Annotated in this window: 14 protein-coding genes; 5 read left to right on the top strand and 9 right to left on the bottom strand. The window is 58.7% G+C overall.

Annotation, left to right across the window (positions count from 1 at the left end):
* Positions 1-52 precede the first annotated feature (52 nt).
* From ACRQ1B_RS06460 to coaD, 3 genes are read right to left on the bottom strand one after another with little or no spacing between them, the layout of a single operon-like run.
* Positions 53-568 carry a peptidylprolyl isomerase gene (locus tag ACRQ1B_RS06460; RefSeq protein ID WP_432292816.1) on the bottom strand — a complete coding sequence of 172 codons (516 nt, stop codon included), beginning with the start codon at positions 566-568 and terminating at the stop codon, positions 53-55.
* Between the two features lie 53 nt (positions 569-621).
* Positions 622-1,191 (bottom strand): peptidylprolyl isomerase, encoded by a 570-nt coding sequence (locus tag ACRQ1B_RS06455; RefSeq protein WP_432292815.1) that lies wholly within the window; start codon positions 1,189-1,191, stop codon positions 622-624.
* Positions 1,192-1,214: 23 nt separating this feature from the next.
* Positions 1,215-1,709: a pantetheine-phosphate adenylyltransferase gene (coaD, locus tag ACRQ1B_RS06450; RefSeq protein ID WP_432292814.1), complete on the bottom strand. Its 495-nt coding sequence runs from the start codon at positions 1,707-1,709 to the stop codon at positions 1,215-1,217.
* Positions 1,710-2,148: 439 nt separating this feature from the next.
* Here coaD and ACRQ1B_RS06445 point away from each other — a divergent pair, with 439 nt between their 5' ends.
* Positions 2,149-2,304 (top strand): hypothetical protein, encoded by a 156-nt coding sequence (locus ACRQ1B_RS06445; protein WP_432292813.1) that lies wholly within the window; start codon positions 2,149-2,151, stop codon positions 2,302-2,304.
* 32 nt (positions 2,305-2,336) lie between these two features.
* Positions 2,337-2,465: a hypothetical protein gene (locus tag ACRQ1B_RS06440; RefSeq protein WP_432293886.1), complete on the top strand. Its 129-nt coding sequence runs from the start codon at positions 2,337-2,339 to the stop codon at positions 2,463-2,465.
* A gap of 85 nt (positions 2,466-2,550) precedes the next feature.
* Here the strand turns inward: ACRQ1B_RS06440 and ACRQ1B_RS06435 are convergent, their stop codons facing one another.
* Both ACRQ1B_RS06435 and gyrA read right to left on the bottom strand, forming a co-directional pair.
* Complete coding sequence (locus ACRQ1B_RS06435) at positions 2,551-3,102, bottom strand: hypothetical protein (protein ID WP_432292812.1); 552 nt, start codon at positions 3,100-3,102, stop codon at positions 2,551-2,553.
* A 52-nt stretch (positions 3,103-3,154) separates the two neighbouring features.
* Entirely contained in the window at positions 3,155-5,995 is a 2,841-nt protein-coding gene (gene gyrA, locus ACRQ1B_RS06430) for a DNA gyrase subunit A (RefSeq protein WP_432292811.1), read from the bottom strand.
* Positions 5,996-6,213: 218 nt separating this feature from the next.
* Between gyrA and ACRQ1B_RS06425 the strand changes: the two genes are divergently transcribed.
* The gene (locus ACRQ1B_RS06425; RefSeq protein ID WP_432292810.1) at positions 6,214-6,843 is read left to right on the top strand and encodes a MarC family protein; all 630 of its coding nucleotides are present in this window, start codon (positions 6,214-6,216) and stop codon (positions 6,841-6,843) included.
* A gap of 47 nt (positions 6,844-6,890) precedes the next feature.
* On the opposite strand, the gene ACRQ1B_RS06420 is transcribed toward ACRQ1B_RS06425, so the two are convergent.
* Both ACRQ1B_RS06420 and ACRQ1B_RS06415 read right to left on the bottom strand, forming a co-directional pair.
* Complete coding sequence (locus ACRQ1B_RS06420) at positions 6,891-7,178, bottom strand: RDD family protein (RefSeq protein WP_432292809.1); 288 nt, start codon at positions 7,176-7,178, stop codon at positions 6,891-6,893.
* Positions 7,179-7,235: 57 nt separating this feature from the next.
* Positions 7,236-7,811: a single-stranded DNA-binding protein gene (locus tag ACRQ1B_RS06415; RefSeq protein WP_432292808.1), complete on the bottom strand. Its 576-nt coding sequence runs from the start codon at positions 7,809-7,811 to the stop codon at positions 7,236-7,238.
* Positions 7,812-8,132: 321 nt separating this feature from the next.
* Between ACRQ1B_RS06415 and uvrA the strand changes: the two genes are divergently transcribed.
* Complete coding sequence (gene uvrA, locus ACRQ1B_RS06410) at positions 8,133-11,054, top strand: excinuclease ABC subunit UvrA (protein WP_432292807.1); 2,922 nt, start codon at positions 8,133-8,135, stop codon at positions 11,052-11,054.
* Between the two features lie 7 nt (positions 11,055-11,061).
* Here uvrA and ACRQ1B_RS06405 read toward each other — a convergent pair whose 3' ends face one another.
* Positions 11,062-11,448: a type II toxin-antitoxin system VapC family toxin gene (locus tag ACRQ1B_RS06405; RefSeq protein ID WP_432292806.1), complete on the bottom strand. Its 387-nt coding sequence runs from the start codon at positions 11,446-11,448 to the stop codon at positions 11,062-11,064.
* A complete protein-coding gene (locus ACRQ1B_RS06400) occupies positions 11,445-11,720 on the bottom strand; it encodes a type II toxin-antitoxin system Phd/YefM family antitoxin (RefSeq protein ID WP_432292805.1) in 276 nt (91 codons plus the stop codon). Before ACRQ1B_RS06400 ends, ACRQ1B_RS06405 begins: the two co-directional genes overlap by 4 nt.
* 71 nt (positions 11,721-11,791) lie before the next feature.
* On the opposite strand from ACRQ1B_RS06400, the gene ACRQ1B_RS06395 reads away from it, so the two are divergent.
* Positions 11,792-12,595: a DUF72 domain-containing protein gene (locus tag ACRQ1B_RS06395; RefSeq protein ID WP_432292804.1), complete on the top strand. Its 804-nt coding sequence runs from the start codon at positions 11,792-11,794 to the stop codon at positions 12,593-12,595.
* The last annotated feature ends 1 nt before the right edge of the window (position 12,596 follow it).

Genomic DNA, 12,596 nt, shown 5'->3' with positions numbered 1-12,596 from the left:
AACGCCCCGATCCGTCGCCGGGGCGTTTCTGATAGAGCGAATATCCTGAAAATCAGGCAGCAGCGTCGGCTGCAACGCGGACGGATACGATCGAATCCGGATCCTGAACAGGCTCGCCCTTCTTGATCTGGTCGATGAAGTCCATGCCTTCGATGACCTGACCCCAGACCGAGTACTGCTTGTTCAGCCAGGGAGCATCGGTGAAGCAGATGAAGAACTGCGAATTGGCGGAGTTCGGGTTCTGCGAACGGGCCATGGAGCAGGTGCCACGTACATGCGGAACGGCCGAGAATTCAGCCTTCAGGTCCGGCTTTTCCGAGCCGCCCATGCCGGCGCGCGACGGGTTGAAGCTCTCGCCGCCCTTCTTGCCGAACTTGACGTCGCCGGTCTGTGCCATGAAGTCAGGAATGACGCGGTGGAAAACAACGCCGTCATAGGCCTTTTCGCGCGCCAGTTCCTTGATGCGTGCGACGTGCTCGGGAGCGAGATCCGGCAGAAGCTGGATGACGACCTTGCCCTTGGTGGTTTCCATGATGAGGGTGTTTTCCGGATCCTTGATCTCGGCCATGTCTTTCTCCTTGGTTGGGGTTTTCACCCGGTATTATGTCTTCGTAAGGCGGCTTATTTGCCGACCGTGACCTTCAGCATACGGTCCGGATCGGTGACTTCGCCATTGCCGCCGGCGCCCTTCTTGATCTTGTCGACATTTTCCATGCCGGACACGACCTTGCCGACAACCGTGTACTGGCCGTCGAGGCTCGGATATTTGGTGAACATGATGAAGAATTGCGAGTTTGCCGAGTTCGGGCTCTGCGAACGGGCCATGCCGACCACGCCACGCTCGAACGGCGTGCGGGAAAATTCGGCCGGGATATCCGGCAGTTCCGAACCACCCATGCCGGCACGTGCCGGAGCAAAGTTTTTGCCGCCCTGCTTACCATACTGAACGTCACCGGTCTGGGCCATGAAGCCATCGATGACGCGGTGGAAAACGACGTTGTCGTATTCGCCCTTGGACGCCAGTTCCTTGATCTGCTTGACGTGTTTCGGCGCCAGTTCCGGCATGAGCTGGACGACGACCGGGCCATCCTTAAGCTGGATGGTCATGGTGTTAGCGTCGGCGGCAAGCGCCGGGGCTGTAAAGGAAGCGGCCATCATGGCGCCGGCAAAGGCAAGGTGAAGAAGTTTCATCCTGGGCTCCGTTTGATAAACGATCAGCGTTTCAGCTTGGTATTCAGGGCGTCTAGAACGGCCGCCGGCACAAAAGCCCCGACATCGCCGCCCATGGAGGCGATCTGTCGAACCAATGTGGCGGTTATGGGCCGCGATGCAATGCCGGCCGGCAGGAAAACCGTCTGCACGTCGGGTGCCATCTGCGCATTCATGCCGGCCATCTGCATTTCATAATCGAGGTCCGTGCCATCCCGCAGGCCGCGGATCAGCATGCTGGCACCATGGACGCGCGCCGCATTGATGACGAGACCATCGAAACTGACGACCGAAACACCATCCGCCTTTTCCGGCAGCGCCTGCCTCAACGAGTGGCGGATCAGTTCTGCCCTTTCCTCGAAGCTGAACAGCGGCGTCTTTCCCGGATGCACACCGATGCCGACGATGACCGTGCCAGCGACCTTCATCGCCTGCAAAAGCACATCGAGGTGCCCGTTGGTCATCGGATCGAAGGATCCCGGATAAAAAGCAGTGGTCATCGTGCCTTCAGCGTTGTGGGTGCCAAAACCATTATAAAGTCACCGCCTTTTGTCACGGACAGCCGCCAATCGCAAGGCGGCCACCGCCTGAACGCCAAATGAACGCACCGTTCAAGGGGGTTTCAGGCGGGGCATGTTTTTATCGATCCTGCAGAGACGGAAAGGAACGGTCCCGAACGTCCTGCGGCAGGAGTAAAAACATGCTGGTTGTTCTCATCGTCACCGCCATAGGCCTTTCGCTTCTGGCCGAACTCGTCCTCACCGTGGACCTCGACGACGCCAGAGAGATTTGAATCCTGAACGCCAGATGAACGGCCTCTTCAGGGAGGCTTCAGAGGGGGAGTGTTAAAACTTCCTCAACAATGCGGAACCAGCGTGCTCATTTCACGTTGGGAGATTAGAAGGAATTGCGGAGATGTTTGCGAAGAGAAATTCGGCCATGCCTGACAAGATCACCATGATCAGCATCGTATGGACCGCAATGATCGCAGTCATGATGACTGCAACTGTCACTCTTTACAACGACAAGTCCGATACGGCTCCGACCAATTACACGGAGATGACCGGTACTTACCAGGGCGTCTCCTACTACTGAGGCTTTTAAGCCCGGAAAGTTATGAGATGTTCTTGATCATGACAGTTCTTGCCGGGCTGGTCAGCGCCATGTTTGTCGCCACAGTCGTGTCTTCGATTGCAGAACTCCGCAAGGAGCGTGCCGATCTTGAGGATTTTGCCCGCCGCCACAGGGCCTTCTGAGGTTTTCAATTCTGAACAAAAAAGCCGGGTGATGAATTTCACCCGGCTTTTTTGCTGTCTGGAATATGAACGAGCACCTCGCCGCTCAGACCTTTCCCGCTATCCAGAGGATGGTAAAGATCAATCCTCCACCGGCCATTGCGAAAGAAATAATCGTGCTCAGAATGAGCGGCACGAATTTCAAAGCCGATACATGTGGTGAGACTTCCAGCAGAAAACCGGAACGGATTTTTTCGGGGTCTAGGCAGAGAACCTCATAGTCGCCGGGTGCCGGGCATTCGAAACGACCAAGCGGGATGGATTTTCGCCCGCTCATGTCGGTTCGCTGGACCTGCATCACGGCAAACCGCGAGCCGTGATATTCGATCGCTGCGCCTGACGCGCTTTCAAGGATGGCGAAGCGTGCGGAAAAATGCGTGGTGCCGGTGATGAAGGTAAACGGGGGAACCACGATGCTGATGAGATAACGCCCCGCCCTTGGCAAGGTCACTCTCTTCGCATCCGTGCCGGCAGGAAAGCGCTCCCGCACATCTGGAGAGATAATCCGCGCGAGGCCCATGATGCAGCGGATCAGCAGATAAAAGCCTGCCACCGTTCCGATCGGCGCCAAAAACTTGAGAAAAATATCCGCCACCATGTCTGGAAGATCCTGAACGAGAAAGGCCGGGATGTCTCCCGGCCTTTGCTTCTTATTCTTCGTTCGGGGCGTCGCCCTCTGGGGTTCCGCCTTCCGGCGTCTCGCTGATGGCGCCCGCCTCGGTGGTGACTTCACCCGGCACGTCGCCCTCTTCCTCTTCGCCTTCCGGCTCGCTGATACGCTCGACCGACACGACCTTCTCGCCCTTGCCGGTGGAGAATATGGTGACGCCCTTGGTGGCGCGGCTGGCGATGCGGATGCCGTCGACCGGCACGCGTATCAGAACGCCGCCATCGGTGACCAGCATGATCTGGTCCTTGTCCTCGATCGGGAAGAGAGCAACCTGTTCGCCGATTTCCGATGTCTTCGAAGTGTCGGTGGCACGGATACCCTTGCCGCCACGACCCGAGGTACGGAAGTCGTAGGTGGAAGAACGCTTGCCAAAGCCCTTTTCGGAGACGGTCAGAACGAACTGCTCGCGACCCTTGAGGTATTCGTAGCGTTCGTCGGACAGCTGTCCTTCTTCCACCACTTCCTCGCCGACCAGAGCGATATCGTCCTCATCGACACCGGCAGCGCGGCGCTCGGCAGCCGAACGCTTGAGGTAGGCAGCACGCTCCCACGGCTCGGCATCGACGTGGTTGACGATGGTCATCGAGATGATGCGGTCGCCATCGGCCATCGAGATGCCGCGTACGCCGATCGAATTGCGGCCCGCGAATACGCGGACTTCATCAACCGGGAAACGGATCGCCTGACCGAGTGCGGTCGTCAGCAACACGTCATCGCCCGGAATGGAGAGATCCTGGTTGGGCGCAGTGCAGGTTTCGACGGAGAGGATTTCATCACCCTCTTCCTCGAGCTTCATGGCGATCTTGCCGTTGCGGTTGACCTGAACGAAGTCGCTGAGCTTGTTACGGCGAACCGTACCGCGCGTCGTTGCGAACATCACGTCGAGGTTTTCCCAGGTCGCTTCGTCCTCGGGCAGCGGCATGATCGTGGTGATGCGTTCGCCGGCTTCCAGCGGCAGCATGTTGATCAAAGCCTTGCCGCGTGACTGCGGCGTGCCGATCGGCAGGCGGTAGACCTTTTCCTTGTAGACGATGCCACGCGAGGAGAAGAACAGGACCGGCGTGTGCGTGTTGACCACAAACAGGCGCGATACAAAATCCTCGTCACGGGTCGCCATGCCGGAGCGGCCCTTGCCGCCGCGGCGCTGGGCGCGGTAGGTGGTCAGTGGTACGCGCTTGATATAGCCGAGATGCGAAACGGTGACGACCATGTCTTCACGGGCGATGAGGTCTTCATCGTCCATGTCGAGGCCGGCATCCATGATCTGGGTGCGGCGCGGCGTGCCGAATTCGTCACGCACCGCAGACATCTCGTCCTTGACGATCTGCTGGATGCGCACGCGCGAGGACAGGATGTCGAGGTAATCGCTGATCTCGGCGCCGATCTTGTTCAACTCGTCGGCGATTTCATCGCGGCCGAGTGCGGTCAGGCGGGCCAGACGCAGTTCGAGGATCGCACGCGCCTGCTCTTCCGAGAGGTTGTAGGTGCCGTCCTCGTTGATCTTGTGGCGCGGGTCGTCGATCAGGCGGATCAGCGGCTCGACATCATGCGCCGGCCAGCGGCGGGTCATCAGCTGTTCGCGGGCGGTCGCCGGATCGGGCGCCTTGCGGATCAGCGCGATGACTTCATCGATATTGGCAACCGAAATCGCCAGACCGACCAAGACGTGGGCGCGTTCGCGCGCCTTGCGCAGAAGGTACTTTGTACGCCGGCTAACGACATCCTCGCGGAAGGACACGAAGGCGCGCAGCATGTCGAGCAACGCCAGCTGTTCCGGCTTGCCGCCATTGAGCGCCACCATGTTGCAGCCGAAGGAGGTCTGCAGCGGCGTGTAACGGTAAAGCTGGTTGAGGATGACGTCGGCATTGGCATCGCGCTTCAGCTCGATGACAACGCGGTAACCCTGGCGGTCGGACTCGTCGCGCAGGTCCGAAATGCCCTCGATGCGCTTGTCCTTGACCAGTTCGGCCATCTTTTCGATCATCGTCGCCTTGTTCACCTGATAGGGAACTTCGGTGATGATGATCTGCTCGCGATCGCCGCGCATCGGTTCGATCGTGGCGACGCCACGCATCATCACCGAACCACGACCGGTTTCGTAAGCGGAGCGGATGCCGTTCTTGCCAAGAATCATCGCGCCGGTCGGAAAGTCCGGACCCGGGATGATTTCCATCATTTCCGGCAGTTCGATAGCCGGGTTATCAATCAGCGCGATGCAGCCGTTGATGACTTCGCCGAGATTGTGCGGCGGAATGTTGGTCGCCATGCCGACGGCGATGCCGCCTGCGCCATTGACCAGAAGGTTCGGGAACTTTGCCGGAACCACGACCGGCTCCGACAACGTGCCGTCGTAGTTGTCGCGGAAATCGACGGTTTCCTTGTCGAGGTCGTCGAGCAGCGAATGGGCAGCCTTTTCAAGGCGGCATTCGGTATAACGCTCGGCCGCCGGCGGGTCGCCATCGATCGAACCAAAGTTGCCCTGACCGTCGATCAGCGGCAGACGCAGAGACCAGTCCTGCGCCATACGCGCCAGCGCGTCGTAGATCGCCGTGTTGCCGTGCGGATGGTATTTACCCATCACGTCACCGGTTACGCGGGCGCATTTGACGTATTTCTTGTTCCAGTCGATGCCGAGCTCGGACATGCCATAAAGAATACGGCGATGGACCGGCTTGAGGCCGTCGCGGACGTCGGGAAGCGCGCGGCTGACGATAACGCTCATCGCGTAATCGAGGTAGGACCGCTGCATTTCCTCCATGATCGAAATGGGTTCGATGCCTGGTGGCAGCTTTCCGCCGCCGGGTGTGCTTTGATCAGTCAAATCGGTTAGGATCCTGTTCGGAATCAGTTGACGTTTTTATAGCGGAAGGCGACCGCCAACGCCAATTTTGGAACCTGTTGTGAACAGGCTTTTGCGGCTTATCGACGACATCAGCCATCGCGGTTTGTGGAGATTGCCCGCAAATGGGGTTTTCTCCACGCTGAACCTGTCCTAACAAGCTTTCAGTTTAACGGCAAGCATGCGGGAACATTGCTGAAATGGTGACAATCGACACGATCCTGAATGCATTGACGACCTTGCTGGTCACGCTCGACCCGCCGGGCCTTGCGCCGCTTTTCGTCGGCCTCACCGTCGGCATGGATGCCGCCCAGCGCCGTCATGTCGCCATGCTCGGCACGGTCACCGCCTTCGGCATCCTTGCAGGGTTCGCATTGGTCGGCGCGCAACTGCTGGGTTTCCTCGGCATTTCCATGGGGGCCTTCCGCATCGCCGGCGGCATGCTGTTGTTCTGGATCGCCTTCGAAATGATCTTTGAACGTCGCAACGACCGCAAGGAAAAGACATCCGAGACGGCTGTCACCGTGGATCACATCCGCAATATCGCTATTTTCCCGCTGGCACTGCCGCTGATTTCCGGCCCCGGCGCCATTTCCGCCACCGTGCTTCTCGCCGGCAGCTTCAGCGCGCCGCTCGATCGCGCCATCCTGATCGCCGTCCTTGGTGTCGCCATGCTCGCGGTCTTTGCAGCATTGATGATTGCCCCTGCCCTCGACCGCTTTCTCGGTATCACCGGTCGCGCGCTGCTGACACGACTGCTCGGCGTCATTCTGGCAGCACTCTCGGTGCAGTTCGCGGTTGACGGTATCCGCTCTGCCTTCAATCTCTGAGGGTTGATCGACTGCATGCCGTCAGGTCATGCCGCTGGGTGATGCACTCAGCGGTCTGTCCGTTTGGCCTTCAGTATACGTTTCCAGATCGTGCCACCGAGATAGCGGTTGAAGATGACGAAATAGGCGATCATCAGCGCAAAACACAAAAGCGCCGGCGGGCCGTTCAGGTTGAAGCCGTTTTCGGTCATGCCGCCGAACAAGGCTGCCACGATAAGGCCGGAAATCCAGAAAATGCTGAAAAAGTCCAGGATGAAGGCCAGCACGATCCGCCACGTGGCGGGCTGTTTGAGGCTTTTGCCGGTCTGCGATGCCGGGCCGTCCGTCTGCGTCATCTGAATATTTCCTTGCGAGTTTCATGCATGAAAAAGGCGCCTCGCGGCGCCTCATCATCAGAACGGGATATCGTCATCCAGATCGCGGGAGAAACCACCGCCGCCACTGGAAGGCTGGCCGCCGCCACGGTTGCCGCCACCGCTACCGCCGGACGGACGACCGTAATCGTCTCCGCCACCGCCGTAACCGCCACCAAAGTCGCCACCGCCACCATAATCATTGCCGCCGGCCGAGCTGCCGCGACCGCCGCCGAAGCCGCCACGATCGCCACCGCCCTCGCCTCGACCATCGAGCATGGTCAGGGTGGAGTTAAAGCCCTGCAGTACGATTTCGGTCGAGTAGCGATCTGCGCCCTGCTGGTCCTGCCATTTACGGGTCTGCAGCGCGCCTTCGATATAGAGCTTGGCACCCTTCTTCACATACTGTTCGATGACCTTGCACAGACCTTCGTTAAAAACGACGACCGTGTGCCATTCCGTCTTTTCCTTACGCTCGCCGGAATTGCGGTCACGCCAGGTTTCTGACGTCGCGATACGCAGATTGGCGATCGGACGACCGTCCTGGGTCCGACGGATTTCTGGATCGGCACCCACGTTGCCGATCAGGATCACCTTGTTGACGCTACCTGCCATATTTTTTCACCTTAACTCTGCCGCCACCGCGGCGAAAAACCGATGCGCCTAGCATAGACCATAGGCCGGGCGGGGCGCGACCTCCCCTTTTCCCGCATCCACAGTTTCCGGCATCTGCCCCTTCGAGGCTCAACCGGGCACGAGACACCTAGTTCACGCGGATTGAATTTTGTTCTTTATTTGTTCTATTTTATTCCTATACTCCTGTCAACGGAGTCGGAACAGCAGGCCTTTGCGCCAGTTTCGCCTCGACAGACGGATATCCATGACTACATAAGGGCCTTCAAATCCTCCCAGATGGGCCTCCCCAAAGGCATGACGATGAGCGAACTCAAGACTATATCCATACGTGGTGCGCGCGAGCACAATTTGAAGGGCATCGATCTCGACCTGCCCCGCAATTCGCTGATCGTGATGACCGGCCTGTCCGGCTCGGGCAAATCATCGCTTGCCTTCGACACGATCTATGCGGAAGGCCAGCGCCGTTATGTCGAGAGCCTGTCGGCCTATGCCCGCCAGTTCCTCGAAATGATGCAGAAGCCGGATGTCGACCAGATCGAAGGTCTGTCGCCGGCCATTTCGATCGAGCAGAAAACGACCTCGCGCAACCCGCGTTCGACGGTCGGCACGGTCACCGAAATCTACGACTACATGCGCCTTCTGTTCGCGCGCGTTGGTGTTCCCTATTCGCCCGCCACGGGGCTTCCGATCGAAAGCCAGACCGTCAGCCAGATGGTCGACCGCATTCTCGATTTTGAGGAAGGCACACGCCTCTATATCCTTGCGCCGATGATCCGTGGCCGTAAGGGCGAGTACAAGAAGGAACTCGCCGAACTGATGAAAAAGGGCTTTCAGCGCGTGAAGGTCGACGGTCAGTTCTACGAGATCGCCGACGTGCCGCCGCTCGACAAGAAATACAAGCACGATATCGACGTGGTTGTGGATCGTCTCGTTGTACGCTCCGATATTTCCGCGCGCCTCGCCGACAGCCTGGAGACTTCGCTGAAATTGGCCGATGGTCTGGCTGTCGCGGAATTTGCCGACAAGCCCCTGCCCGCCAATGAAACGGCTGCAGGCGGCTCCGCCAACAAGTCGCTCAATGAAACGCATGAGCGTGTACTGTTTTCGGAAAAATTCGCCTGCCCGGTTTCCGGTTTCACCATTCCGGAAATCGAGCCGCGCCTGTTTTCGTTCAACAATCCGTTTGGTGCCTGCCCGACCTGCGATGGTCTCGGTTCGCAGCAGAAGGTCGATGAAAACCTGATCGTGCCGGAACCCGGCCGCACGCTGAAGGATGGCGCCATCGCGCCCTGGGCCAAATCCTCGTCGCCCTATTACAACCAGACGCTCGAAGGCCTCGGAAAGGTCTTTGGGTTCAAGCTTTCCGACCGCTGGGAAAAGCTGTCGAAGGATGCGCAGACGGCGATCCTGAAGGGCACGGAAGAAAAGATCGAATTCAACTACGTCGATGGCGCGCGTTCCTACAAGACCACCAAGACGTTTGAAGGCATCGTGCCCAACCTCGAGCGCCGCTGGAAGGAAACCGACAGCGCCTGGGCGCGCGAGGAAATCGAACGTTACATGTCGGCAGCGCCCTGCCCTGCCTGCGCCGGTTATCGCCTCAAGCCGGAAGCGCTGGCGGTGAAAATCAACAAGCTGCATATCGGCCAGACCACGGAAATGTCGATCAAGGTGGCACGTGACTGGTTTTCGGCCCTGCCGGAACACCTGAACAGCAAACAGAACGAAATCGCCGTCCGCATCCTCAAGGAAATCCGCGAACGCCTGCAGTTCCTCAACGATGTCGGCCTCGATTATTTGAGCCTGTCGCGCAATTCCGGCACGCTGTCGGGTGGTGAGAGCCAGCGCATCCGGCTCGCCTCGCAGATCGGCTCCGGCCTGACCGGCGTTCTTTACGTGCTCGACGAACCGTCGATCGGCCTGCACCAGCGCGACAACGCCCGCCTGCTCGAAACGCTGAAACACCTGCGTGATATCGGCAATACCGTCATCGTCGTCGAACATGACGAGGATGCGATCCTGACTGCTGATTACGTCGTAGATATCGGCCCCGCCGCCGGCATCCATGGCGGTGAGGTTATTGCCGAAGGCACGCCGCAACAGGTCATGGCCAATCCGAAATCGATGACCGGCAAATATCTGTCGGGTGAGCTCGGCGTTGCCGTGCCAGCGGAACGTCGCAAGCCCAAGAAAGGTAAGGAAATCAAGGTCGTTGGCGCCCGCGGCAATAACCTCAAGAACGTGACCGCCTCGGTGCCTTTAGGCGTCTTCACTGCCGTAACCGGCGTTTCGGGCGGCGGAAAATCCACCTTCCTGATCGAGACGCTCTACAAGTCTGCCGCTCGCCGCGTTATGGGCGCGCGGGAAATCCCGGCGGAACACGACCGCATCGACGGTTTCGAGCATATCGACAAGGTCATCGATATCGACCAGTCGCCGATCGGCCGCACACCGCGTTCCAATCCAGCCACCTATACCGGTGCCTTCACGCCGATCCGTGACTGGTTTGCCGGTCTGCCGGAAGCCAAGGCGCGCGGTTATGCGCCGGGCCGATTTTCATTCAACGTCAAGGGCGGCCGCTGCGAGGCCTGCCAGGGCGATGGCGTCATCAAGATCGAGATGCACTTCCTGCCGGACGTCTACGTCACCTGCGACGTCTGCCACGGCAAGCGTTACAATCGCGAAACGCTGGACGTGCATTTCAAGGGCAAGTCGATCGCCGACGTGCTGGACATGACGGTCGAGGAAGGCGTCGAGTTCTTCTCTGCCGTGCCGGCAGTGCGCGACAAGCTGCAGGCGCTGTTCGAGGTTGGTCTCGGTTATATCAAGGTCGGGCAGCAGGCGAACACGCTTTCGGGCGGCGAGGCGCAGCGCGTCAAACTGGCCAAGGAGCTGTCGAAACGCTCCACCGGCCGCACGCTCTACATCCTCGACGAGCCCACCACCGGCCTGCATTTCCATGACGTCGCAAAACTGCTGGAAATGCTGCAGGAACTGGTCAACCAAGGCAATTCGGTCGTTGTCATCGAACACAATCTCGAAGTCATCAAGACGGCCGACTGGATCATCGATATCGGCCCCGAAGGCGGCACCGGCGGTGGCGAGATCGTCGCGCAGGGCACGCCCGAACAGGTCGTCAAGGAAAAGCGGTCCTATACCGGCCAGTTCCTCAAGGACTTGCTGGAGCGCCGGCCGGCCAGGAAGGTTGAGGCGGCGGAGTAATCCGCCGTCACCAGACGATGTCGATGCCGAATTCCTCGAATGCGGCATCGACAGTGAGAAGTGTGAGGTTTTCGAGCTTGCACTGGGCGGCAAGCAGACGGTCAAAGGGATCGCGATGTTTGCCGGGCATTTCGCCGGCGAGTTTGGCATGTGCCGCAGTGACGGGCAGAAGACTGAAGCCGCCGCGTTCCAGAATGTTGTCGAAGGCCTCGAGAATGGGCCCGGCGCCGGGAAGTTTGCCGAGGCGGAATTTGTTGGCAATCTCGAATGCTGTGACGGCGCTGATGAATCTTTGATTGTCGCCGTTCTCGATAGCGGCCTTGGCGTTGGTACTCAATTCCTTGTCCGCGCCGAGCCACCAAAGCAGCGCGTGCGTGTCGAGAAGGGCGTTCATCGGTCTTTAATGTCGGGCAAAAGGGGCTTGTTTTCCCATGCATCCAGTTCCTCTTCGGACATCACGGGGGCCAGTATATCGACGCTCGACAATTGATCGCGCAGATGTGCGAAACGGCCATAGCCTTCAACGACGCGCTTTTGTTTTTCGACAGGCACCAGTTTCACCACCGGTGTATCGCCGCGGGCCAGAATGATCTCCTCCCCGGCCTCGGCGCGGGCAACGAGATCGGACAATGCGGTATCCGCCTTGGGTACTGTCACAATGGTCATCGGTCCGCCTTTCGATGCTAGACAGGAATTATAATAGACAACCATTTTGCTGATCTCAACGGGAGGCATCAATGAGCACATCGGGAACCATTCGCACCGGTATCGGCGGTTGGACTTTTAACGCCTGGGAAGGCGCGTTCTATCCCGAAAAGCTGGCGAAGAAACGCCAGCTTGAATATGCCTCCGGCAAGCTTTCCGTCATCGAGGTCAATGGCACCTATTACGGTTCGCAGAAGCCTGAAACCTTTGCCAAATGGGCATCGGAAGTGCCGGATGGGTTTATCTTTTCGCTCAAAGCCAGCCGCTTCACCACAAATCGCAAGATCCTCGCCGAGGCCTCTGAATCGATTGATAAATTCCTCAATCAGGGATTGGTCGAACTGGGCGATCATCTTGGCCCTCTTCTCTGGCAGTTTGCGCCGACCAAAAAGTTCGAGCCGGATGATTTCGAAGCTTTTCTGAAACTGCTGCCGGAAAAGCTGGAAGGCTTGCCGCTTCGTCATGTCGTCGAAGTGCGTCACGACAGTTTCAAGGTGCCGGAATTCGTGGCGCTACTGCAAAAATACAATATCGCTCCGGTCTGCGCCGATCATTTCGATTACCCAATGATCGCGGATGTCACGGCCGATTTCGTTTATGCGCGCCTGCAAAAGGGATCGGACGATATTCCGACCTGTTATGCGGATAACGACATGAACGCCTGGGCAGACCGCCTGAAAACGTGGGCTGCCGGCGATGTGCCGGCCGATCTGACGCTGGTGGATGACGGTCGCAAGGTGAAAAAACAACCGCGCGACGTGTTTGCCTTCTTCATCCACGAAGGCAAGGTGAATGCGCCACAGGGCGCGATGGCCATGGCTGAATTGCTGAAATAGT

Origin of the sequence: Endobacterium panacihumi (genome assembly GCF_050847465.1) — a bacterium.
Classification (GTDB): Bacteria; Pseudomonadota; Alphaproteobacteria; order Rhizobiales; family Rhizobiaceae; genus Neorhizobium; species Neorhizobium panacihumi.
This window is presented reverse-complemented; position numbering and strand designations above follow the sequence as displayed.

Bases quoted from the DNA above. Each gene is read 5' to 3' on its own strand.
- uvrA (WP_432292807.1), top strand. From the start codon at position 8,133: ATGAGCGAACTCAAGACTATATCCATACGTGGTGCGCGCGAGCACAAT.
- ACRQ1B_RS06405 (WP_432292806.1), bottom strand. From the start codon at position 11,448: ATGAACGCCCTTCTCGACACGCACGCGCTGCTTTGGTGGCTCGGCGCG.
- ACRQ1B_RS06420 (WP_432292809.1), bottom strand. From the start codon at position 7,178: ATGACGCAGACGGACGGCCCGGCATCGCAGACCGGCAAAAGCCTCAAA.
- coaD (WP_432292814.1), bottom strand. From the start codon at position 1,709: ATGACCACTGCTTTTTATCCGGGATCCTTCGATCCGATGACCAACGGG.
- ACRQ1B_RS06455 (WP_432292815.1), bottom strand. From the start codon at position 1,191: ATGAAACTTCTTCACCTTGCCTTTGCCGGCGCCATGATGGCCGCTTCC.
- ACRQ1B_RS06400 (WP_432292805.1), bottom strand. From the start codon at position 11,720: ATGACCATTGTGACAGTACCCAAGGCGGATACCGCATTGTCCGATCTC.
- ACRQ1B_RS06435 (WP_432292812.1), bottom strand. From the start codon at position 3,102: ATGGTGGCGGATATTTTTCTCAAGTTTTTGGCGCCGATCGGAACGGTG.
- ACRQ1B_RS06445 (WP_432292813.1), top strand. From the start codon at position 2,149: ATGCCTGACAAGATCACCATGATCAGCATCGTATGGACCGCAATGATC.
- ACRQ1B_RS06415 (WP_432292808.1), bottom strand. From the start codon at position 7,811: ATGGCAGGTAGCGTCAACAAGGTGATCCTGATCGGCAACGTGGGTGCC.
- ACRQ1B_RS06425 (WP_432292810.1), top strand. From the start codon at position 6,214: ATGGTGACAATCGACACGATCCTGAATGCATTGACGACCTTGCTGGTC.
- ACRQ1B_RS06395 (WP_432292804.1), top strand. From the start codon at position 11,792: ATGAGCACATCGGGAACCATTCGCACCGGTATCGGCGGTTGGACTTTT.
- ACRQ1B_RS06460 (WP_432292816.1), bottom strand. From the start codon at position 568: ATGGCCGAGATCAAGGATCCGGAAAACACCCTCATCATGGAAACCACC.